The sequence below is a fragment of the Mesorhizobium sp. M0001 genome (genome assembly GCF_040324255.1).
In the GTDB taxonomy this organism is placed as follows: Bacteria; Pseudomonadota; Alphaproteobacteria; order Rhizobiales; family Rhizobiaceae; genus Mesorhizobium.
On the sequence record NZ_JAMYVS010000006.1, the window covers coordinates 254,650 to 277,681 of the forward strand.

Consider the following 23,032-nt stretch of genomic DNA (forward strand, 5'->3'; position numbering starts at 1 on the left):
AAGACGGGTCTTCCTTCCCGTCATGCGCCGCCCTTGATTGCTTTCGGCCGCGCCCGGCATTTATCGCATCCAGCCGATATATTTTCCCCAAAGCAGATTCAGAGTCCGTCTATGCAAGAAATGAAACTCGCAGAGTTCAAGAACAAGAAGCCGCCAGAGCTGATCGCCTATGCCGAATCGCTCGAAGTGGAAAACGCCAGCGTCATGCGCAAGCAGGAACTGATGTTTGCCATCCTGAAGAAACTGGCCGCCCAGGACGTCGAGATCATCGGCGATGGTGTGGTCGAGTTGTTGCAGGACGGTTTCGGCTTCCTGCGCTCAGCCAACGCCAATTATCTCCCGGGTCCCGACGATATCTACATCTCGCCCTCGCAGATCCGCCGCTTCTCCTTGAAGACCGGCGATACCGTCGAAGGGCCGATCCGCAGCCCAAAAGAGGGCGAGCGCTATTTCGCCCTTCTCAAGGTCAACACGATCAATTTCGACGATCCCGAAAAGATCCGTCACAAGATCCATTTCGACAATCTGACGCCGCTCTATCCGACCAAGCGGCTGAAGATGGAGATCGACAATCCGACCGGCAAGGACATCTCGTCGCGGGTGATCGACCTGGTGGCGCCGATCGGCAAGGGACAGCGCGCGCTCATCAACGCGCAGCCGCGTACCGGTAAAACGGTGCTGATGCAGAATATCGCCCACTCGATCACGGCCAATCATCCGGAATGCTATCTGATCGTACTTCTGATCGACGAACGGCCAGAAGAAGTGACCGACATGCAGCGTTCGGTGAAGGGCGAGGTCGTGTCCTCGACCTTTGACGAACCGGCGGTGCGCCACGTCCAGGTCGCCGAAATGGTCATCGAAAAGGCCAAGCGCCTGGTCGAGCATGGCCGCGACGTCGTTATTCTGCTCGATTCGATCACCCGCCTCGGCCGTGCCTACAACACCGTTGTGCCGTCCTCCGGCAAGGTGCTGACCGGCGGTGTCGACGCCAACGCGCTGCAGCGGCCGAAGCGCTTCTTCGGCGCGGCCCGCAACATCGAGGAAGGCGGCTCGCTGACCATCATCGCCACCGCGCTGATCGACACCGGCAGCCGCATGGACGAAGTCATCTTCGAAGAGTTCAAGGGCACCGGCAACTGCGAAATCCAGCTCGACCGCAAGGTCGCCGACAAGCGCATCTACCCGGCCATGGACATTTTGAAGTCCGGCACCCGCAAGGAAGACCTGCTGGTCTCCAAGCAGGATCTGCAGAAGATCTTCGTCCTGCGCCGCATCCTGGCGCCGATGGGAACCACGGATGCGATCGAGTTCCTGATCGACAAGCTGAAGCAGACCAAGACCAACGCCGATTTCTTCGATTCGATGAACACGTAAGCTTCTCGTCGGCCATCGTTTCGCATTGAAGCCCCGTTCCGGGAACTGGGACGGGGTTTTTCATTGCGGGGGCAAACAGGTCGCATTTCCGACAGGGCGTGGCCTTGGGCGGCAATTTCCACAGCTGTCGTCATGCGAGTAATCGCGTCTCGAAGATCGGAAGCCGCATGGAGAAAACAATCCCGACCCTGATCGGCTTCTCGGCCATCCTGACATGGTCCTTCCTGGCGCTGCTTTCGACGGCGGCGGGACCGATTCCGCCCTTTCAGCTGGCGGCGATGACGTTTCTGCTTGGCGGGTTGGTCGGCGCGTCGAGCTGGCTTGTCCGTCCGGCGGCGATCAAGTCGCTGCGCCAGCCGTGGCAGGTCTGGGCGCTCGGCACAGCGGGGCTGTGCATCTACCACTGCGCCTATTTCTTCGCCATCCAGTCGGCGCCGCCGGTCGAGGTCAGCCTGATCGCCTATCTCTGGCCGTTGCTGATCGTCGTCTTTGCCGCCTTCCTGCCTGGAGAAAAGCTGAGGGCCCATCACATTGCCGGCGTCATGCTCGGCCTTGCCGGCGCCATTGTGGTGATCACCAAGGGCGGCACGATCGGACTGGCCAATGGTGTGATGAAGGGGCATGTCATCTCGCTGTTCTGCGCTTTCATCTGGGCCGGCTATTCGGTTTTATCGCGCCGCTTTGGCAAGGTGCCGACCGATGTGGTCGTCGGTTACTGCTTCATCACGGCTGCGGTCGCCTTGGTGCTGCACCTCACCCTTGAGACCACCGTCTGGGCACAGACGGCGACGGAGTGGAGCGCCATCGTCATCTTGGGCGTAATACCGCTAGGCGCCGGCTTTTACGCCTGGGACTATGGCTGCAAGCACGGGGACATCATGATCCTCGGCGCCCTCTCCTATGCCGCGCCCCTCTTCTCGGTCATCGTGCTTCTGCTGGCAGGCTTTGGTGTGTTTCACTGGTCGGTGGCTGTTGCTTGCATCCTGATCACGGTCGGAGCGGTGGTCGCGGCCAAGGATTTGCTGTTCGGGCCGCGGTCGCCATCCATTGATGCGACGCCGCTTCCTTCGGCGTTGGACGGAAACACCGGTTGACCTGCCGTCGCAACAGCGGCTCGGTTCCTACGGATCCGGCGCCACGGGCAGGATAGCCGGTGCATAGCTCCGGTCTGCCGGTTGGCGGCCGGATGCCACTGGCCAATGTTCGATCGATTCGCATGCGTTCCGATCGGGGCGACAATATCGGCGTGACGCGGGTCGGGATTCTGATTCGCAGCCGGAACGAAGCTTGCCTGTCGGGGGCGAAGGATCCAGCTTCACGGCTCGGGGCCAGGCACAAGCGTTAACGATGCGGCCTGCGTAGGGCTTGCTGGCCCGCCCAGAACTGCTTGGCGTCGGAATTAGGACCCGCCTGCTCGCACATGGATGACAAGGCGGCTATACAGATTTGGTAATGCCCGGCCGCTCCTCGCGATCGACCTTGATATTGACGAACAGCCGGTTCATGACGGCCGCATACTGTGGGATTGTCGACCGGACAGCTAGGCGACCGGTGAGAACGGGCAAATGATTTCAGGCGATTCGATTGTTGCGCTGTCCAGCGGCCGCCTGCCTGCCGGCATCGCTGTCATCCGCATCTCCGGACCAAGAACTCGATTCGCTGTCGAAACGGTTGCCGACGGCATGATCAAGGACCGGGTTGCGACCCTGCGCAAGCTCCGAACAGTGGACGGGTCGCTTATCGACAACGGCCTGGTGCTGTTTTTTCCGGGGCCGAACAGTTTTACCGGCGAGGATGTCGCCGAGTTCCACGTCCATGGCGGCCGCGCCGTCGCCAGCAAGATGCTGGAGATCATTGCCGGGTTTGACGGCGTGCGTCATGCGGAACCTGGTGAATTTACGCGCCGGGCTCTTCTCAACGGCAAGCTGGATCTGGTCGAGACGGAGGCGTTGGCCGATCTGGTCAACGCCGAAACCGAAGCGCAGCGGCGCTTTGCCGTGCAGAATGCCGAAGGAGTGCAAAGCGAACTCTATCTTGGCTGGCGCCGTCGGCTGATCCATGCACGGGCGATGATCGAGGCGGAAATCGACTTCGCCGACGAAGACGACGTGCCCGGTTCGGTTTCGGACACGGTTTGGTCCGATGTGCGCGCAATGGTGGGCGAGATCGGCCGGCATGTCGATGGCTTCCATGCCGCCGAGATCATCCGTGACGGGTTTGAGGTTGTCATCCTCGGTGCACCGAACGCCGGCAAATCCAGCCTGTTCAACGCGCTGGCCAGGCGTGAGGCGGCGATTGTTACCGACGAGCCCGGCACGACGCGGGACTTGCTCGAAGTGGTGCTGGATCTCCACGGAGTGCGGGTCAGGGTAACCGACACCGCGGGCCTGCGCGAGTCGCCCGGCAAGATCGAAGCGATCGGTATCGAAAAGGCGCGGGCCAAGGCGCATACGGCTGACCTGGTGCTGTTGCTGGAAGATCTGGCGGACCCTACTGCGATCGGCAACATGCCTGTTGACGCCCCGGCTTTGAGAATCGGCACCAAGGTCGATCTCTTGAAAGGTTCGCCGCGATCAGAGGCGTATGATGCGTTGATATCGACGGTGGACGGCACTGGTTTGGCTGAACTGCTGGCTGAGATCGGCAGGCGCGCCGCGGCTGCTATCGGCGATGCCGGTGACATCCTGCCGTCTCGGTTGCGGCATGTGGAGCTGCTCAATGAGACCAGGCGCTTTCTGATCTCGGCTTTGTCGGGGCAAGAGTGCGGCCAGGAGCTACGGGCGGAGGAGCTGCGTCTTGCGGCGGACCGACTTGGCCGGATTGTCGGCGCGGTGGATGTCGAGGACCTGCTGGACGTGATCTTTTCGCAGTTTTGCATTGGAAAGTGACTCACGTGAAACATGACGGGGCGCTGGTATGAGTGACTCACGTGAAACATAGGGGCCGCCCAAGTGCGTTTCACGTGAAACGAGACGGTTGGCAAAAGGGCAAGTGGCCGAAAGCCTGCACCGCCCCTCATTGTCCCCGTTCATGGGGAGAAGATGCCGGAAGATAGATAAGGGGCAGCGCCAAACGAGGCTTCGCCGCTTCCATGACTCACGTGAAACACCTCTGCGGCTTTCAGCACTCCGGTCCACGTGAACGAATCAACCTGCAATCCTTGACAGCGTCCTCTCGTGGGGACATGTGTCGGGAAATCTCTGAATCTGGAAGGGACAATGATCGATCACTATGACGTGGTTGTGGTAGGCGGTGGCCATGCCGGGTGCGAGGCTGCGAGCGCTGCCGCGCGCGCCGGCGCCAGGACCGCGCTGGTGACGCTGCGCTTCGACACGATCGGTGTCATGTCCTGCAATCCAGCGATCGGCGGCCTCGGGAAGGGCCATCTGGTGCGTGAGATCGACGCCATGGACGGGCTGATGGGCCGCATCGCCGATGCTGCCGGCATCCAATTCCGCCTGCTCAATCGCCGCAAAGGCCCTGCCGTGCGCGGGCCGCGCACGCAGGCCGACCGCAAGCTGTATCGGCTGGCCATGCAGGAAGCGATTCGGCAGCAGAACGGTCTCGACGTCGTCGAAGGCGAGGTTCTGGACTTCGACATCGTGGATGGACGGGTCGCCGCTGTGCGCCTGGCCGGCGGGCGCCGGTTGGCGTGCGGCGCCGTGGTGCTGACCACCGGCACCTTTCTTCGCGGCCTCATCCACATTGGCGACAGGAAGATTGTCGCCGGGCGGATGAACGAGCAGGCGAGCCTTGGCCTGTCGGCGACGATGAGCCGCGCCGGTTTCGCGCTTGGACGGCTGAAGACCGGCACGCCGCCGCGGCTCGATGGCCGCACCATCGACTGGGCGTCGCTGGAAAGCCAGGCGGCCGACGAACATCCAGTGCCGTTCTCGCTGCTCACCGACACAATCAAGAATCCGCAAATCCATTGCGGTATTACGCGTACGACGCCGGCGACGCACGCGCTGATCCGCGCCAATCTCGGCCGCTCGGCCATGTATTCCGGCTCGATCGAAGGCGTAGGTCCACGTTACTGCCCGTCGATCGAAGACAAGATCGTCAAGTTCGGCGATCGAGAAGGTCATCAGATATTCCTGGAGCCGGAAGGGCTGGACGATGACACCGTCTACCCCAATGGCATCTCGACCTCCCTGCCCGAAGACGTCCAGCTCGACATTCTGAAGACGATCCCGGGCCTGGAACGCGCGACCATGCTGCAGCCCGGCTACGCCATCGAATACGACCATGTCGATCCGCGCGAGTTGGAGCCGACGCTTGAGACCAAACGTATTGCGGGGCTTTTCCTCGCCGGTCAGATCAACGGCACCACCGGTTATGAAGAAGCCGGAGCGCAGGGCCTGCTCGCCGGGCTCAACGCCGCGCGCAAGGCGGCGGCCGACGACCAAATCGTGCTCAGCCGCACCGAAGCCTATATCGGTGTGATGGTCGACGACCTCACCAGCCGCGGCATTGCCGAGCCCTACCGCATGTTCACTTCGCGGGCGGAGTTTCGCCTATCGCTGCGCGCCGACAATGCCGATGAAAGGCTTACGCCTCTGGCAAATCGGCTGGGTATCGTGTCGCCGGAGCGAACGCGGCGGTTCAATCAAGTCACACAGGATCTTGATAGGGCGCGCGAACTCGCAGCTGCGACAACGATGACGCCCAACGAAGCAGCGCGGCATGGGCTGGAGATCAACAGGGACGGCGTGCGCCGCTCCGCCTACGAATTGCTCGCTTATCCCGGCGTCAATATAGCTTGGCTGGCCCGTGTTGCGCCGGCCTTTGGCGCAATCGACGTCAAAACCTCTGAGCGGCTCGAAACGGAAGCGAAATATTCGGTTTACCTCGATCGCCAGCAGGCAGATGTCGCACAAATCCGCCACGAGGAAAGCCGGCTGATCCCGGCGTCGGTGGATTTCGCCGATGTTCCTGGCCTGTCCAATGAGCTGAAGCAGAAGATGCTAGCGCGTCAGCCCCGGTCGATCGCTGACGCGCAGCGTATGGAAGGCATGACGCCGGCGGCGCTGGCCATCATCGTCGCGCACGTTCGCAACGCCGAATCGGCCGCCCAAAGGGCCGTCGCGTGAGCGCTGCCTCATGGGCGAGCCTGCAAGAGGCTGCGGGACCGGTTTCACGTGAAACATTCGATCGCCTGGTGGCGTTCGAAAAGCTGTTCCTGAAATGGAACCGAAGCATCAATCTGGCCGCGCCGTCGACGCTGGACGATGTCTGGGGCCGCCACATTCTGGATAGCGCGCAACTGGCGCGAATCGCCCCGCAGGCCAAACACTGGGCCGATCTCGGTTCGGGCGGCGGTTTTCCGGGCCTGGTGCTGGCTTTCCTGCTGGTCGAGCGCGACGGCGCATCGATCGATCTGGTCGAGAGCAACCGCAAGAAAGCGTCCTTTCTGCAAGCGATGATAGGCCAGTTCGGTTTGCCGGCGCGGGTTGTCGCGCGGCGCATCGACGACAGCTATGCGCTTGTTTCCGCACCGGAAATCATCACGGCGCGGGCGCTGGCCGCGCTGCCGGCGCTGCTCGATCTGTCGGCGCCGTGGCTGACCAAGGGATCGCGGGCGCTGTTCCACAAAGGCCGGGATTACCGCTCCGAGGTGGAAGAAAGCACTCACCGCTGGGCTTTCGATCTGGTAGAACATCCGAGCATGACCGACGCCCATGGCGTCATCCTCGAAGTGACCGATCTGCAGACTGCGTAAGCTCTCCTTCGCAACCTTGGCGACGCAATGAATACCTGGCCCACATGAATACCTGGCACAGACCCATGAAAACCGGACCTCGCATCATCACCGTCGCCAACCAGAAGGGCGGCGTCGGCAAGACAACCACCGCCATCAATCTGGCCACGGCGCTGGCCGCGATCGGCGAAAAGGTCCTGATCGTCGATCTCGACCCGCAAGGCAATGCCTCGACGGGTCTCGGTATCGACCGCAAGGACCGCACCGTCTCCTCGTACGATGTGCTGACCGGCGAACTGGGCCTGGAAGAGGCGGCCATTCCAACGGCGGTGCCCGGCCTGTCGATCGTGCCGTCGACGCTCGATCTGCTCGGCATCGAGATGGAAATCGCCTCGGCGCCGGATCGCGTGCTTAAGCTGCGCAACGCGCTGCGCGCCGCCACCGAGCGCGGTGCGCCGTTCGGCTATGTGCTGATCGACTGCCCGCCCTCGCTCAACCTTTTGACTTTGAATTCAATGGCGGCAGCCGATTCTGTTCTTGTGCCGCTGCAGTGCGAGTTCTTCGCGCTGGAAGGGCTAAGCCAACTCCTGGAAACGGTGGAGCAGGTGCGCCGTTCGATCAATCCGGACTTGATCATCCAGGGCATCGTGCTGACCATGTATGACGGCCGCAACAACCTCGCCAACCAGGTGGTTCAGGACGTGCGGGCACATATGGGCGACAAGGTCTACGAGACCATCATTCCTAGGAATGTGCGAGTGTCCGAGGCGCCCTCCTATGGCAAGCCGGCGATCCTCTACGACCTGAAATGCTCCGGCAGCCAAGCCTATCTGCAATTGGCATCCGAAGTGATCCGCCGCGAGCGAAAATTGCGCGCTGCATGATTAGGCAGGGTCGATAAACAAAGCGATCCGGCACCGAAACGATCAAGAATCTGGAATTGAGATGAGCGAAGACCTTTCGAGAAAGAGACTGGGGCGTGGACTGGCGGCGCTGATCGGGGAGATCGACCGCCCGGTGGCAGCGGCCGAAAAGCCAGGCCTGAATGCCGACGGCAAGGTGCCGATCGAGTTTCTGAGCCCGAACCCGAAAAACCCGCGCCGGCATTTCGGCGACGCCGATCTGACGGATCTCGCGCAATCGATCCGCGAACATGGCGTCGTGCAGCCGGTGGTGGCGCGGCCTTCGCCGACGCAGGCCGGGCGCTACGAGATCATCGCCGGCGAGCGGCGCTGGCGGGCGGCGCAGCGCGCCGGGCTGACCGAGATCCCGATCATCGTGCGCGACGTCAACGACCGCACAGCGCTGGAACTGGCGATCATAGAAAACGTCCAGCGCACCGATCTCAACCCGGTCGAGGAGGCGCTCGGCTACCAGCAGTTGATCGACGACCACGGCTACACACAGGCCGACCTCGGCAATGTCATCGGCAAGAGCCGCAGCCACGTCGCCAACACGCTCAGGCTGTTGAAGCTGCCCGACGTAATCCGCGACATGCTGGTCGACGGCGTGCTGTCGGCCGGCCATGCCCGGACGCTGGTGACGGCGCAGGATCCCGCCGGGCTAGCCAAGCAGATCGTCGAAGAAGGGCTTTCGGTGCGCCAGGCTGAGGCGCTGGCGCAGATGCCGGCGGGCGGCACGCCGCCCAAGGCAAAACCAGCACACGGCGCATCGGGCAAGGATGCCGACACGCTGGCGCTGGAAAGGCTGATGACCAACACGATCGGCATGATCGTGACCATCGAGCACAAGGGCAAAGGCGGCGCGATCCGCGTGGACTACCGCAGTCTGGAGCAGCTCGACGAGCTATGCCGGCGGTTGAAGGATGAGCGGTAGAGGGTTGGGGTTGCGCCATATTTAGCCGGCGAATGAAGTTCTGGCTTAGGATGAAGAAAGGGCTTGGCGGTTGCCGGCCCTTCTTTTTATTGGCGATTGCCGAAGGGATCGAACTGCTGATCTCCCCCCTTGAGGGGGAGATGGCCGGCAGGCCAGAAGGGTCGTCTCCCATCAAGCGCCGACCTCGTTCGTCGTTGCGAAAGGCGCCAGCGCTCCACGCGCCGCGACCCCCTCTGTCGCCTTTGGCGACATCTCCCCCTCAAGGGGGGAGATCACCGCTGCGCCAGCCTCGCGCTCTCCACCGCAATGCCGAGCAGCGCCTGCCGCGCCAGCGCTTCCGACAAATCCGGCCTGCGCCTGGTCTGCAGCACGGCCGATTGCAGCCGGTTCAGCGCGCGGCTGAGCGCCTCGACGTTCCAGCGCTCCAGCGCCTTCTCCACCAGCTTGCGCCGCGAGAAAAACACCGGCGGACGGGCGCCGGCCACTGCCGAGGCAGCGTTGCGGCCGGCGGTGTCCATCTGGCCGCGCATGATTTGAAGCTGCTGCAGCTGCCGCATCGCCGAGGACAGTACCAGGAAAGGATGGCCGCCGGACAGGCAGTGGCGGGTGAAGGCGGTGTCGAAGTCACCGATCTTGCCTTCCAGCACAGCATCGACCGCGTCGTCGAAGGAGGCGCCGGAAACGTCGCCGGACATCGCCCTGACGTCATCGAGGCCAATGTCCTTCTGGCCGTGGGCGTAAAGCACCAGCTTTTCGATTTCACCGCGCGAGGCCAGCCGGTCGCCGCCGAGATTGCGGCGCAGCGCCTGGCGCGCATCGAGCGCCATCGACATGCCGGCCTTGCGCAACTCGTCGTCGATGACGCTGTCGATGTCGCGCGCTTCATCGGCATAACAAGGCAGCGCCATGGCGTTGTCGGCCGCCTCGACCACGGCGCGCAGCCCGACGCCTTTTTTCAGGTCGCCGGCCTCGATGAGAATGATCGCGTCGCGCGCGGGCTCCGCGGTCAGCGCCTTGACGTCCTCAGCCAGCGGCTTCTGGCCGCTGGCGTTGCGCACCCACAGAAGCCGCCGGTCGGAGAACATCGGCACGGTCCGGGCTTCGTCGAGCAGCCGGCCCTGGTCGCGATCGACCTCCGCGCCGTCGAGCCGTACGACGGAAAACGGATCGTCGAGCGGCAGGCCAGTTTTCGCGGCAAAGGTTTTGGCCCGCTCGGCGACCAAGCCGCGGTCGGGTCCGTAAAGCAGGACGATCGATATGCGCGCTTCCGGCTTCGCCAGCCACGAATCGACTTCGTATCCTTTTTTCTGCGCCATTAGCGGTGGTTAGCATGGGGAGAGGGCGGAGTGAACGTTCTCCAGAGAGTTCGAGACCCTTTTGCCTTCCTCTCCCTCCGGAGGGGGGAGAGGTGGCTCGGCGAAGCCGAGACGGAGTGGGGGAACCACCTGGCAATCGCCGCGAACGGACAAAGGAAGGGCACTATCTCAAGCGTAGCCTCCCGCCCATGGGTCGCCCCCCCCGCGGTGTTGGTGGGCTCGACACCTCTCCCCCCGATCGACGGGGGAGAGGAAAGCGCCAGTTCGCCGACCTTGATGCGTTCATCTCTCCCGGAGGCCGTGAAGTGACTATCTGCTGGAAATCCTGCAAAACTTTGCGCCTAATTGCGCGCCGCTCCCCAACATCGACAAGAAATTTCGCCGACATATCTGCATCTTGCGGTCGCCTGCCGGCCGTGACGCCGTATGGGTTGCGGCGCCCCATGAATTGGCGCTGTGCCGGGCGCGCGGATGTGCAAATATCACCGCAGCAAATGGGAGGACCATGGTCATGACCGATGCTGGGATGTTGCGGTTTCATGTGCCGGAGCCGGAAGTGCGGCCGGGCGGAACGCCCGACTTCTCCAACGTGCCTATCCCCAAGGCGGGCTCGGTGCCGCGACCGGACATCGATGTCGATCCGCGCACAATCCGCGACATGGCGTTTTCGATCATCCGCGTGCTCAACCGCACCGGTGAGGCGGTCGGGCCATGGGCCGGGCTGCTCACCGACGAGGAGCTGCTCGAGGGGTTGCGCCACATGATGACGCTGCGCAGCTTCGATGCGCGCATGCAGATGGCGCAGCGCCAGGGCAAGACCTCGTTCTACATGCAGCATCTGGGCGAGGAGGCGGTGAGCTGCGCTTTCCGCAAGGCGCTGGCGCCAGGCGACATGAATTTCCCGACCTATCGGCAAGCCGGCCTGCTCATCGCCGACGGCTATCCGATGGTCACGATGATGAACCAGATCTATTCCAACGAGGCCGATCCGCTCAAAGGGCGGCAGCTGCCGATCATGTATTCGTCGAAGGAGCATGGCTTCTTCTCGATCTCCGGCAATCTGGCGACGCAATACATCCAGGCGGTCGGCTGGGCGATGGCTTCCGCTATCAGCAACGATTCGAAAATCGCGGCGGCGTGGATCGGCGACGGCTCGACGGCCGAATCCGATTTCCATTCCGCACTGGTGTTCGCCTCGACGTACAAGGCGCCGGTCATCCTCAACGTCGTCAACAACCAGTGGGCGATCTCGACGTTTCAAGGCATTGCGCGTGGCGGCTCCGGCACCTTTGCCGCGCGCGGCCTCGGCTTCGGCATTCCGGCGCTGCGCGTTGACGGCAATGATTATCTCGCCGTGCATGCCGTGGCCAAATGGGCGGCGGAGCGGGCGCGGCAGAATCTCGGGCCGACGCTGATCGAATATGTCACCTACCGTGCCGGCGCGCATTCGAGCTCGGACGATCCGTCGGCCTATCGGCCGAAGACGGAATCCGACGCCTGGCCGCTCGGCGATCCGGTGATGCGGCTGAAGAACCATCTGATCCAACGCGGCGTCTGGTCGGACGAGCGTCACGCCCAGGCCGAAGCGGAAATCCTCGAGACGGTGATCGCGGCGCAGAAGGAAGCTGAAGGCCACGGCACGCTGCATGCCGGCGGCAAGCCGTCGACGCGCGAGATGTTCGAGGGCGTGTTTGCCGAGATGCCGCCGCATCTCAGGCGCCAGCGCCAGCAGGCGGGAGTCTGACCATGCCGAGACGGACCATGATCGAGGCGATCCGCGACGCCATGGACGTGTCGATGGCGCGCGACGAACGCGTCATCGTCTATGGCGAGGATGTCGGCTTCTTCGGGGGTGTCTTCCGCTGCACGGCAGGCCTGCAAGCGAAGTACGGCAAGACCCGCTGCTTCGATGCGCCGATCAACGAATCCGGCATTGTCGGCTCCGCCATCGGCATGGCCGCCTATGGGCTGAAGCCATGCGTGGAAATTCAGTTTGCCGACTACATGTACCCGGCTTACGACCAGCTGACGCAGGAAGCAGCACGCCTGCGCTACCGCTCGAACGGCGATTTCACCTGCCCGATCGTGGTCCGCATGCCGACCGGCGGCGGCATCTTTGGCGGCCAGACGCACAGCCAGAGCCCGGAAGCGCTGTTCACCCATGTGTCGGGGCTGAAGACGGTGGTGCCGTCCAATCCTCATGATGCCAAGGGGCTGCTGATCGCGGCGATCGAGGATCCCGATCCGGTGATTTTTCTGGAGCCGAAGCGGCTCTATAACGGACCGTTCGATGGCCATCACGACCGACCGGTGACGCCATGGTCGAAGCATGAACTGGGCGAGGTCGCCGACGGCCATTACACGGTGCCGCTCGGCAAGGCGGCGATCCGCCGGGCGGGCTCGGCCGTCACCGTGCTCGCCTACGGCACCATGGTCTATGTCGCGCAGGCGGCCGTGGAAGAAACCGGCATCGATGCCGAGATCATCGATTTGCGGACCCTGCTGCCGCTCGATCTCGACGCGATAGTCGCTTCGGTGAAGAAGACCGGACGCTGCGTCGTCGTGCACGAGGCGACACTGACCTCCGGCTTCGGCGCCGAGCTGTCGGCGCTGGTGCAGGAAAATTGTTTCTACCATCTGGAAGCGCCGGTGGCGCGCGTTACCGGTTGGGACACGCCCTACCCGCATGCGCAGGAATGGGATTATTTCCCGGGGCCGGCCCGTGTCGGCCGCGCGCTTCTCGAAACCATGGGAGCCTAGGGATGGGCGAACACATCATCAAGCTGCCGGATGTCGGTGAAGGCGTCGCCGAGGCCGAACTTGTGGAATGGCACGTCAAGGTCGGCGACCTCGTGCGCGAGGACGCTTTGCTCGCCGCCGTGATGACCGACAAGGCGACGGTGGAAATACCTTCGCCGGTCGATGGCGAGATCCTGTGGCTGGGCGCCGAGATCGGCGACACGGTGGCGATCGGCTCGCCCATCGTGCGGCTGAAAGTGGCGGGGGAGGGCAATGTCGCCGAAGGCTCGAAATCGTCAGAGGTCACGGCGGCACCGACCCCCACCCCTGCCGGGGCGAGCCACGGGTCTCGCCCGTCCTCCGGACCCCCACAAGAGGGAGGCGTTTCGGCCACGAAATCCGACGCCAAGTCGCCACCACCTGCACCAGCAGCCAAAAGCGCACGGGCAGCTGAGACTGAATCCCCCTCCCCCTTGTGGGGAGGGGCCAGGGGTGGGGGTGCTGCGCCGACATCTAAAGGTGCGGCACCCTCCGGCGCGCCGCGCCCGGAGGGCGAAAAGCCCCTGGCGTCGCCCGCCATCCGGCTCAGGGCGAAGGAGGCGGGGATCGATCTGCGCCAGGTGTCGGGTACCGGCCCTGCCGGCCGCATCAGCCACGAAGATATCGAGGCCTTTCTCGCGCGCGGGCCGCAGGTGGCGAAGGCGTCGGGTCTGGCGCGCAATGACAGCGTCGAGGATATCAAGGTCATCGGTCTCAGGCGCAAGATCGCCGAAAAAATGTCGCTGGCGAAGTCACGCATCCCGCACATCACCTATGTCGAGGAGATCGACGTCACAGCACTTGAGGAGTTGCGCGCGGCGCTCAACAAGGAAAAGCGCAAGGGTGTGGAGAGGCCGAAGCTGACGCTGCTGCCGTTCCTGATGCGGGCGATGGTCAAGGCGATTGCCGACCAGCCCAACATCAACGCGCTGTTCGACGACGAGGCCGGCATCATCCATCAGCATGGCGGCGTCCATATCGGCATTGCCGCGCAGACGCCGTCGGGCCTGGTGGTGCCGGTGGTCAAGCACGCCGAGGCGCGCGACCTCTGGGATTGCGCGGCCGAGCTCAACCGCCTGGCCGAAGCGGCGAAGTCCGGCACGGCCAGCCGCGACGAGCTGTCGGGATCGACCATCACCATCACCTCGCTCGGCGCCATGGGCGGCGTGGCGACGACGCCGGTCATCAATCATCCTGAGGTGGCGATCGTCGGCGTCAACAAGATGATGGTGCGGCCGGTCTGGGACGGCACCCAGTTCATCCCGCGCAAGATGATGAACCTGTCGTCGAGCTTCGACCACCGGGTGGTCGACGGCTGGGACGCGGCGGTGTTTGTGCAGCGCATCAAGGCGCTGATTGAGACGCCAGCGCTGATATTTGTGGATTGAGGGGCGGAACGACCGAGATGACGGCGGGACAGCGCCCCCCTCTGCCTTACCAGGCATCTCCCCCACAAGGGGGAGATTGGACGTCACGCAGGGTTTCGCCAATCTCCATCGTTGCAGGAATGAGCGAAGCGAAGAAGCTGCTGATCTCCCCCCTCGTGGGGGAGATGTCCGGCAGGACAGAGGGGGGCGCGAAGGATCGCGACGGAACATTCCCTCGCATCAAAGGGTCACGCCATGAAAGAAATCTCCTGCAAGCTGCTGGTCATCGGCGCCGGGCCCGGCGGCTACGTCTGCGCTATCCGTGCCGGCCAGCTCGGCATCGATACGGTGATCGTTGAAGCCGGCAAACCGGGCGGCACCTGTCTCAATGTCGGCTGCATCCCGTCCAAGGCGATGATCCATGCGGCGGAAGAGTTCGAGAAGGTCGCGCATATGGCCGGCGGCAGCAGTCCGCTCGGCATCTCGGTAGCAGCGCCCGTGCTCGATCTCGGCAAGACGGTTGCGTGGAAGGACGGCATTGTTAGCCGGCTGACCGGGGGCGTTGCCGGGCTACTGAAGAAGGCCAAGGTCAAGACCGTCTATGGCTGGGCGACGTTCCGCGACGGCAAGACCGTCGCGGTCGAGACCGAGACCGGCACCCAGATCATCCGCGCCGAAACGGTTGTGATCGCCACCGGCTCGGCGACGGTGGAACTGCCGTTCCTGCCGTTCGGCGGCCCGGTGATTTCATCCACAGAAGCGCTGGCTCTCGGCGAGGTGCCGAAAAAGCTCGCCGTGGTCGGCGGCGGCTATATCGGGCTGGAACTCGGCATGGCGTTCGCCAAAATGGGCGCCGCGGTGACCGTGGTCGAGGCGCTGCCGCGCGTGCTGGCGCAGTATGATGCGGAACTGACCCGGCCGGTGGTGAAACGGCTGGCCCAGCTCGGCGTCGAGGTGATGCTTGGTGCCAAGGCCAAGGGGGTCAAGGGCGACGCGCTGCTGGTCGAGACCGCGGACGGCAAGAGCACCAAAATCGCGGCAGACAAGATCCTGGTCACGGTCGGCCGCAAGCCGGTGACGGAGGGCTGGGGCCTCGATCAGATCGATCTCGACATGGCCGGCAAGTTCATCAAGATCGACGACCAGTGCCGCACCTCGATGCGCGGCATCTATGCCATTGGCGACGTCACCGGCGAGCCGATGCTGGCGCACCGGGCGATGGCGCAAGGCGAAATGGTGGCCGAGATCGTCGCCGGCCACAAGCGCAGCTGGGACAAGCGCTCGATCCCGGCCGTCTGCTTCACCGATCCGGAGCTGGTGACGGCAGGGCTAACGCCGGAGGAGGCGAAGGCTTCAGGCGAAATCAAGATCGGCCAGTTCCCCTTCGCCGCCAACGGCCGGGCGATGACGAAACTCGGCGAGGACGGGTTTGTTCGTGTTGCCGCCCGCGCGGACAACCATCTGGTGCTGGGCATCCAGGCGGTCGGGCAAGGCGTGTCGGAACTGGCGGCGGCGTTCGGCCTGGCGCTGGAAATGGGCGCGCGGCTGGAGGATATCGCCGGGACCATCCATGCGCATCCGACGCAAGGCGAAGGCTTCCAGGAAGCGGCGCTGAAGGCGCTGGGCCACGCGCTGCATATTTGAGGTGCGCTTACCCTCCCCCTTGTGGGGAAGGGTCGATCCGCGTAGCGGAGCGGGGTGGGGGTCCTCGCCGACCGTCAGCGCTCACCCCCACCCCGTCTCGCCATCTCCGCTTCGCTCCGACCGCGAGCCGACCCTCCCAACAAGGGGGAGGGTGGCCGCTCAGCCGTTGGTTGTCGCAGATCAGCGGAATGTACTAAGTGTCGGTCCATGGACACCGGCCTGAAGAAATACATCGCCATACGCTACAACATCGCCGCTGGCTTCAAGCCAAGCCAGTGGGACGGAAAGGGCCGCGCCAATCTCGACCCGGTCTGGCTGGTCGAGCGCCTGGCGTTGTTCGACACCTATTGCGCGTCGTCGCTCGAAGGCCAGTCGCTGAAGGATTTTACCGTCCTTGTGGCGTTCGATGCCGATACGCACGAGAACTATATTCGCACCGTGTGCAGCTGCGTGGCCGGTGTCGACGTCAGGCCGATCCTTGTCGAGGCCGGCGAGGATTACAATGATCGCTTCAATGCCTTCGTCCAGGCCGATACCGATGCCGACTATGTTTCGCTCACGCGGCTCGACAGCGACGACGCGCTGGCGCCGACCTTCATGGAGCGCGTCGAGCACTACGCGCGCCGGGAGATCGAAAAGCGTGTGGTGGACCTGCAGCCGCTCTACATTGCCTTTCCGGACGGCCAGAATTTCGACACGGCAAGCGGACGCTACACGCACCACGACTATGTCACGTCGGCGTTCGGCACGCTGGTCGAAAGGAGATCGCCGGCGATGAGCGGCGTCTACAGCGAGCACCACGCAAAAATGGCGACGCGCTTCAACACCGTCGTGGCGGCATCGAAGGGCGCGCAATGGTGCATCGTCATCCATGACAACAACGCCGCCAACGTGTTGAGTGGGAAGCCGGTCTCGGGGCCCTCCTTCACGGTGGGCCGACCGGGTGTCGAACCCAAGGTGCCAGCGCGAAGGCAAAGCGCGCCACGACAGGCGACGCAGCCCCGCATGGCGCCGCGGACCGCGGGCAACTTCATCCGGTTTCTGCTCGGACGACCGATGGCTCTGCGGAAGTAGCGGGCGCTTTACCCTCCCCCTTGTGGGGAGGGTCGATCCGCGGAGCGGAGCGAGGTGGGGGCTCTCGTCGACCGTCGGCGCTCACCCCCACCCCGTCTCGCCATCTCCGCTTCGCTCCGATTGCGCGCCGACCCTCCCCACAAGGGGGAGGGTGAAGTAGCTCAGCTTGCGAGCCGGCTCACCATCTCGTGCTGGGCATAAGCGCGCCCAAAACGATTGGCGAGAAACGCATCCAGCGCGATGTCTTCCTGCTTGACGAAACCGGTCGCCGGCAAGGTGCCGTCGGCCAGCATGTCGAGCACGGCGCAGATGCCGGACGCGGTGGTGATCTGGATTGCGCTGCGCACCTGGTTGCCGATGCGCTGCGAATAGATCTTGTTGGCGTAGGTTTCCTGCAGCAGGCGGCCATTGCGGCGGCCCGAGACGGTGACGAAGACGATGACCACGTCCTGCAGCGTTGCCGGCAGGGCGCTCTCGAAGATATCCTTCAGCACGTCGCGGCGGTGGCGCAGGCCGAGGTCGTTGAGCAGCGCCTTCATGATCGCCGCGTGGCCGGGATAGCGGATGGTGCGGTAGTTCAGCGTGCGCACCTTGCCCTTCAGCGTCTCGGCCAGCGTGCCGAGACCGCCGGAGGTGTTGAAGGCCTCATAGGTGACGCCGTCGAGCGAGAACTCTTCGCGCTCCTCCAGCGGCGGCACCTCGATCAGCTCGCCCTCGACGATCGCCTCGCAGGGTTCGCAATATTCGTTGATGACGCCGTCGGTGCTCCAGGTAAGATTGTAGTTCAGCGCATTGGACGGGTATTGCGGCAGCGCGCCGACGCGCATGCGAACGCTTTCCAGCGTGTCGAAGCGGCTGGCGAGATCGTTGGCGACGATCGAGATGAAGCCCGGCGCCAGGCCGCATTGCGGGATGAAAGCGCTCTCGCCCGATTTGGCCAGCTCCTTGACGCGGCGGGTGGAGACGACATCCTCGGTCAAATCGAGATAGTGCACGCCGGTGGCGGCGGCCGCTTCGGCGATGCGCGTGGTCAAATGGAAGGGGGCGGCGCTCAGCACGGCGAAGGCGCCGGCAAGGGCGGCCTCGAGTGCGCCCGGCGCTGCGATATCGAGCTCCAGCCCCTCGACGCCGGCGGGAAGTTCGGCCGCGGCAAGCTGCGCCGCCGCGCGGTCGACAACGGTGACGTGGTAGTCGCCGCTGTCGGCGAGCATGCCTGCAATGGTGGAGCCGATCTTGCCGGCGCCGACGACGATGATTTTCTTCATGACCTTGCCCCTCGTGAAAACTCTTTGGCCCAAACTGCCGCGCGGTGGACGCTATGCCTTCAAGAATCGCAGCTTGCCTGCCGAAAGGAAGCGTGAAACTGTTCGAAACGAACCCCACAATTGATCAATACGCCGACAAGGCTCGTCGAAATGCTCAGTGACGCCGAACAAAAACTGCTTTCCCTGCTGCGCGCCAATGCCCGCGCGTCGACCACTGAGCTGGCGCGCAAGCTCGGCGTTTCGCGCACGACGGTGCAGAGCCGGATCGAGCGGCTGGAACAGCGCGGCATCATCACCGGCTATGGCGTGCGGATGGCGCCGGACTACGAGCAGGGGCTGGTGCGGGCGCATGTGCTGCTCACCGTCACGCCCAAGCTCGCCGACAAGGTGGTGCGGGCGCTGCAGGCGCTGCCGCCGGTACGGACGCTGCACTCGGTGAGCGGCAATTTCGACATGATCGTCATCGTCGACGCGCCGTCGATCAGGGATCTGGATGCGTTGCTGGACGAGATCGGGGCGATGGACGGGGTCGAGCGGACGTCGTCGTCGATTATTTTGTCGACACGGATCGATCGGTAGGTGGAACGCATGAGCCGCTAATCTCCCCCGCAAGGGGGGAGATCAGCCTTCGCCTTGGCTTTCGCCAACCTCCAAACTCTGAGCTTGCTCCCTAAGCCCGCCGCCTTTCCGGCCCGCTATCCAGCCACGCCACATCCTCCGCCGACAGCTTGATATCCAGCGCCTTCAAACTGTCCTCCAACTCGTCCAGCGTGCGCGGGCCGATCAACGGCACCGACGGAAAGGGCTGCGCCAGCACATAGGCGAGCGCGATGTGGATCGGGCTTTTGCCGAGCCGCTGCGCCAGCTCGATGGCACGGTCGCGCCGGCCAAAATTCTTCTCCGAATACCAGACCCGCACCAGCTCCTCATTGTCCTGCTTGTCGCGGCCGGCGCGGTCGGTGAAGAAGCCGCGGCCCTGGCTCGACCAGGCGAAGTTGGGCATCTGCCTTTTCGTCAGCCAGGATTTCCAGTCGTCGGTGGACGAGGTGATGCAGCCTGCCCAGATCGGCTCCAGCATCTCGGCCAGCGAGAAATTGTTGGAGAGCACGCCGGGCTTCTGCTTGCCGGTGCGCTCGGCATAGGCAATCGCCTCGTCCATGCGCGCCATCGTCCAGTTCGAGCCGCCGAACGGGCCACGGATGCGGCCGGCCTTGACCTCGGCGTCCATGGCATCGACGAATTCGCCGACCGGCACATCCGGGTTGTCGCGGTGCATGAAATAGAGGTCGACATGGTCGGTCTGCAGCCGGTCCAACGACTGGGCGAGCTGCTTGCCGATGACATCGGGATAGCAGAGCGGCGAGTGCGCGCCCTTGGCGATGATCACCGACTGCTCGCGCACGCCGCGATTCCTGAGCCACTGGCCAAGCAGCGTTTCGGTGTAGCCGGCGCCGTAGACATAGCCGGTATCGAACAGATTGCCGCCGGTCTCGAAGAAGGCGTCGAGCAGGATTGCGCCCGACGAGAAGGTGCGGAAATCCTCGAAGCCGAGCGCCACCACGGAGGCCGGCTTCGACAGGCCCGGAATCTTGCGCTTGCCAATGGCCGTGCCGCCGGTGCGCAGCGGCCGGCCCGAAAGGGTGTTGGTTCGCTTAGCCGGCTTTTCGATCTCATATTCGAGCCCGACGGCAGCGCGCCATTTGTCGAGCACACGCAGCGTGCCGAGACTGTCGGCCCAGCCCATGCCCGGCCAGGCGAATTCCTGTTTGCCGGCCAGGATCGCCTCGCCGGCGGCGTCGACCTCGAAGGAATAGAGATGGCGGGTTTCGTTGAGGCTGATGGTCTCGCGCGTGTCGTCGGCGAGAATTACATCGATCCGGCCAGGGCCGCCATCGCGGTTGCCGCCGCCGGCGAACCAGAAATCCGGCACCTCGATGCGGCCCTTGGTGCCGAGGATGCGCAGGACATTGTCCTGTTTCAGCGAGATGCTGCAGGATACCTCGGCAACGATTCCACCGGGAAAATGCAGCAGCGCCGAGGCCCATTCGTCGACGCCGGACTTGCCGAGATGGGCGGTGCCGACAACCTTGTCCGGCTCGGCGAAGGGTTTGCCTGTGGCAGCGCCCGCGATCAGCCGCACCATGGAGACGGGATAGCCGCCGACGTCGAGAATGCCGCCACCGGCGAGATCGTTGGAATAGAGCCGGTGCTCGGGCATGAAGCCGGGCATGGCGAAGCCGAAGCTCGACTTGATCAGCCTGACATCGCCGATGACGCCCGACTTGATGAGTTCCACCAGCTTCGCCGTCTGCGGGTGCAGCCGGTACATGAACGCTTCGCCAAGGAAGGTGCCGGCCTTGCGCGCAGCATGGATCATGGCGTCGGCCTCGAAGGCGGTCAGCGCCAGCGGCTTTTCGCACAGCACATGCTTGCCGGCTTCCGCCGCCTTGATTGCCCATTCGGCATGGCCGGGATGCGGGATGGCGATATAGACGGCGTCGACCTCGGGGTCGGCGAGCAGCGCGTCGTAACCGTCGAGGATGCGGGCGCCGGGAAACGTCTCGGCCAAGCCTGCCTTGCCGGGATTGCGGGCGCCGAGCGCCACGATCGTGCCGGTGCGCGAGCCTGCCACGCCGCGGGCGAACGCTTTGGCGATGTCGCCGGGCCCAAGTATCCCCCAGCGGATGGGCGCGGTTGCAGTCATGGTCATTCTCCTTGCAAGGCTGGAAGGGCTCAGCGCAGCCGCTGGCCGTTTTCATCGAACAGATAGGATTTGCGGATGGACACGGTGATCTCCTGGGTGTCGGGGACCTTTGCCGCGTCGCGCTGGATCACCAGGTCTTCGCCATGGGCGGTCCTGGCATAGATGAAGCTGGTGCCGCCGAGATGCTCGACCACGTCGATGCCGACGGTGAGGTCGGCGTCGCCTTCGCCGCCATTGCCGAAATGTTCGGGCCGCACGCCGACAATGACCTTGGCTCCTGTTTGCGGCACGGCGCCGGTCAACGGTTGCATAATGCGGGTCATTTCCTCGCCCACCAGCTCGACGGTGACGCTGCTCATGTTGCGCCCGACGACGCGGCCCTTGATGAAATTCATCTTCGGCGAGCCTACAAAGCCGGCGACGAACTGGTTGTCGGGATTGTCGTAGAGATCGAGCGGCCTGCCGATCTGCTCGACATGGCCACCGCGCAGCACGACGATCCGGTCGGCCAGCGTCATCGCCTCGGTCTGGTCGTGGGTGACATAGATCATCGTTGTGCCGAGTTCCTTGTGCAGGCGCGAGATCTCGACCCGCATCTGGACGCGCAGCTCGGCGTCGAGATTGCTCAACGGCTCGTCGAACAGGAAGACTTGCGGTTCGCGCACGATGGCGCGGCCAATGGCGACGCGCTGGCGCTGGCCGCCGGACAATTGCCTCGGCCGCCGCGCCATCAACTCTGTGATGCGCAGGATTTCGGAGGCCCGCTTCACCCGCCGCTCGGTGTCCTCCTTGGGGTTGCCGGTCATCCTGAGACCAAAGCTCAGATTCTGCTCCACGCTCATGTGCGGGTAGAGCGCGTAGGACTGGAACACCATGGCGATGCCGCGCTCGGCCGGCTCGACATCGTTCATCACCTTGCCGCCAATGGCGATCTCGCCGCCGCTGATATCCTCCAGCCCGGCGATCATCCTGAGCAGCGTCGATTTTCCACAACCCGACGGGCCGACAAAGACGACGAACTCGCCATCGGCGATATCGATGTTGGCGCCATGGATGATCTCATAGACGCCGAAGCGTTTTACGACATTGGTGAGGGTGACTGCCGCCATATCGCTGTTGTCCCTACTTGACGGCACCGGCGGCGATGCCGGCGATGAAATGGCGCTGCAGCAGCACGAAGACGACCAGCATCGGTACGGTCAGCATGACGGCGCCGGCCATGATGCCGCCCCATGAGACCTTGGTCAGGCCGATCAGCGTGCCGAGCGCCACAGGGGCCGTCATCGCGCCGGGCTGGCTGTTGATCAAAAGCGGCCAGAGATAATTGTTCCACGAGGCTAGGAACAGGATGATGGCGAGTGCGGCCAGCATCGGCCGCGCCAGCGGCAAAGCGACGAACAGGAAGATACGCCATTCCTTGACGCCCTCGACACGTGCCGCGTCGAAAAGGTCGGCCGGCATCATCGAGAAAGCCTGGCGCATGAACAGCACGCCCAGCGAATTGAACAAGGGTGGCACGATCAGCGCAATCCAGGTGTTGGCGAGCTGGAAGTCGCGCGCCACCATGATGAATTGCGGGATCAGCACCACCGCATAGGGCAGCGTGATGGTGCCGAGGATGATCGCCACCACCGCGCCCTTGCCGAAGAACTGATAGCGGGCGAGCGCCCAGCCGGCCATCGAGGTCAGCAGCACCGAGAAGAAGGTGTAGGTCACCGCCACCGCCACCGAAATACCGATAGCGCCGACGAAATTGGTGTCGCGCTGCAGGTTGTTGAAATTGTCGACGAAATTGCCGTGCGGCAGAAGCTCGATGCCGGGGCTGAAAATGCCGTTGTCGGGCATGGTCGAAAACACCACCATCATCCACAGCGGAAACAGCCAGATCACCGCCAGCGGCGTCAGGACCAGATGCAGCAGGACGCTGCGGCCGAGCCGTCGTTGCGAGAGCGAACTCATTTCGCCTCCCC

The 23,032-nt window shown here is 63.9% G+C and carries 18 protein-coding genes and 1 pseudogene; 13 read left to right on the top strand and 6 right to left on the bottom strand.

Annotation, left to right across the window (positions count from 1 at the left end; genetic code table 11):
* Positions 1-111 precede the first annotated feature (111 nt).
* Both rho and yddG read left to right on the top strand, forming a co-directional pair.
* The gene (rho, locus tag NKK50_RS19350; RefSeq protein WP_023672113.1) at positions 112-1,377 is read left to right on the top strand and encodes a transcription termination factor Rho; all 1,266 of its coding nucleotides are present in this window, start codon (positions 112-114) and stop codon (positions 1,375-1,377) included.
* Between the two features lie 167 nt (positions 1,378-1,544).
* Positions 1,545-2,471 carry an aromatic amino acid exporter YddG gene (gene yddG, locus NKK50_RS19355; RefSeq protein WP_023672114.1) on the top strand — a complete coding sequence of 309 codons (927 nt, stop codon included), beginning with the start codon at positions 1,545-1,547 and terminating at the stop codon, positions 2,469-2,471.
* A gap of 277 nt (positions 2,472-2,748) precedes the next feature.
* Here the strand turns inward: yddG and NKK50_RS31370 are convergent.
* Positions 2,749-2,891, bottom strand: a pseudogene (locus NKK50_RS31370) (DUF255 domain-containing protein); the annotation flags it as partial.
* Positions 2,892-2,942: 51 nt separating this feature from the next.
* Between NKK50_RS31370 and mnmE the strand changes: the two are divergent.
* The 5 genes from mnmE to NKK50_RS19385 all read left to right on the top strand — a co-directional run bounded on the left by mnmE (position 2,943) and on the right by NKK50_RS19385 (position 8,914).
* Positions 2,943-4,265 (top strand): tRNA uridine-5-carboxymethylaminomethyl(34) synthesis GTPase MnmE, encoded by a 1,323-nt coding sequence (mnmE, locus tag NKK50_RS19365; protein WP_023672115.1) that lies wholly within the window; start codon positions 2,943-2,945, stop codon positions 4,263-4,265.
* Positions 4,266-4,595: 330 nt separating this feature from the next.
* Positions 4,596-6,470 carry a tRNA uridine-5-carboxymethylaminomethyl(34) synthesis enzyme MnmG gene (gene mnmG, locus NKK50_RS19370; RefSeq protein WP_023672116.1) on the top strand — a complete coding sequence of 625 codons (1,875 nt, stop codon included), beginning with the start codon at positions 4,596-4,598 and terminating at the stop codon, positions 6,468-6,470.
* Positions 6,467-7,099, top strand: coding sequence for a 16S rRNA (guanine(527)-N(7))-methyltransferase RsmG (rsmG, locus tag NKK50_RS19375; protein WP_023672117.1), 633 nt, complete (start codon positions 6,467-6,469; stop codon positions 7,097-7,099). The genes mnmG and rsmG overlap by 4 nt, the downstream gene beginning before the upstream one ends.
* Positions 7,100-7,164: 65 nt before the next feature.
* Positions 7,165-7,962: a ParA family protein gene (locus tag NKK50_RS19380; protein WP_023672118.1), complete on the top strand. Its 798-nt coding sequence runs from the start codon at positions 7,165-7,167 to the stop codon at positions 7,960-7,962.
* A 61-nt stretch (positions 7,963-8,023) separates the two neighbouring features.
* Entirely contained in the window at positions 8,024-8,914 is an 891-nt protein-coding gene (locus tag NKK50_RS19385; protein WP_023692912.1) for a ParB/RepB/Spo0J family partition protein, read from the top strand.
* A gap of 272 nt (positions 8,915-9,186) precedes the next feature.
* Here NKK50_RS19385 and holA read toward each other — a convergent pair whose 3' ends face one another.
* Positions 9,187-10,230, bottom strand: a complete 1,044-nt coding sequence (gene holA, locus NKK50_RS19390) for a DNA polymerase III subunit delta (protein WP_023726718.1) — start codon at positions 10,228-10,230, stop codon at positions 9,187-9,189.
* Positions 10,231-10,741: 511 nt separating this feature from the next.
* On the opposite strand from holA, the gene NKK50_RS19395 reads away from it, so the two are divergent.
* The 5 genes from NKK50_RS19395 (at position 10,742) to NKK50_RS19415 (ending at position 17,093) form a co-directional block, all read left to right on the top strand.
* A complete protein-coding gene (locus NKK50_RS19395) occupies positions 10,742-11,974 on the top strand; it encodes a 3-methyl-2-oxobutanoate dehydrogenase (2-methylpropanoyl-transferring) subunit alpha (RefSeq protein ID WP_023687602.1) in 1,233 nt (410 codons plus the stop codon).
* 2 nt (positions 11,975-11,976) lie between these two features.
* Positions 11,977-12,990, top strand: coding sequence for an alpha-ketoacid dehydrogenase subunit beta (locus NKK50_RS19400; protein ID WP_023672171.1), 1,014 nt, complete (start codon positions 11,977-11,979; stop codon positions 12,988-12,990).
* Positions 12,991-12,992: 2 nt separating this feature from the next.
* Positions 12,993-14,396, top strand: a complete 1,404-nt coding sequence (locus NKK50_RS19405) for a dihydrolipoamide acetyltransferase family protein (protein WP_352543773.1) — start codon at positions 12,993-12,995, stop codon at positions 14,394-14,396.
* A gap of 234 nt (positions 14,397-14,630) precedes the next feature.
* The gene (gene lpdA / locus NKK50_RS19410) at positions 14,631-16,019 is read left to right on the top strand and encodes a dihydrolipoyl dehydrogenase (RefSeq protein WP_023692909.1); all 1,389 of its coding nucleotides are present in this window, start codon (positions 14,631-14,633) and stop codon (positions 16,017-16,019) included.
* A 207-nt stretch (positions 16,020-16,226) separates the two neighbouring features.
* Positions 16,227-17,093, top strand: coding sequence for a glycosyltransferase (locus NKK50_RS19415; protein ID WP_352500190.1), 867 nt, complete (start codon positions 16,227-16,229; stop codon positions 17,091-17,093).
* 161 nt (positions 17,094-17,254) lie between these two features.
* On the opposite strand, the gene NKK50_RS19420 is transcribed toward NKK50_RS19415, so the two are convergent.
* The gene (locus tag NKK50_RS19420; protein WP_023834534.1) at positions 17,255-18,358 is read right to left on the bottom strand and encodes a saccharopine dehydrogenase family protein; all 1,104 of its coding nucleotides are present in this window, start codon (positions 18,356-18,358) and stop codon (positions 17,255-17,257) included.
* Between the two features lie 150 nt (positions 18,359-18,508).
* On the opposite strand from NKK50_RS19420, the gene NKK50_RS19425 reads away from it, so the two are divergent.
* The gene (locus NKK50_RS19425; protein WP_023834533.1) at positions 18,509-18,937 is read left to right on the top strand and encodes an Lrp/AsnC family transcriptional regulator; all 429 of its coding nucleotides are present in this window, start codon (positions 18,509-18,511) and stop codon (positions 18,935-18,937) included.
* Between the two features lie 91 nt (positions 18,938-19,028).
* Here NKK50_RS19425 and NKK50_RS19430 read toward each other — a convergent pair whose 3' ends face one another.
* The 3 genes from NKK50_RS19430 to NKK50_RS19440 are packed head-to-tail and all read right to left on the bottom strand — an operon-like array spanning position 19,029 to position 23,021.
* A complete protein-coding gene (locus NKK50_RS19430) occupies positions 19,029-21,062 on the bottom strand; it encodes an aldo/keto reductase (RefSeq protein ID WP_352543774.1) in 2,034 nt (677 codons plus the stop codon).
* 29 nt (positions 21,063-21,091) lie between these two features.
* Entirely contained in the window at positions 21,092-22,171 is a 1,080-nt protein-coding gene (locus tag NKK50_RS19435) for an ABC transporter ATP-binding protein (protein ID WP_023706780.1), read from the bottom strand.
* 13 nt (positions 22,172-22,184) lie between these two features.
* Entirely contained in the window at positions 22,185-23,021 is an 837-nt protein-coding gene (locus NKK50_RS19440) for a carbohydrate ABC transporter permease (protein ID WP_023672164.1), read from the bottom strand.
* Between the last annotated feature and the right edge of the window lie 11 nt (positions 23,022-23,032).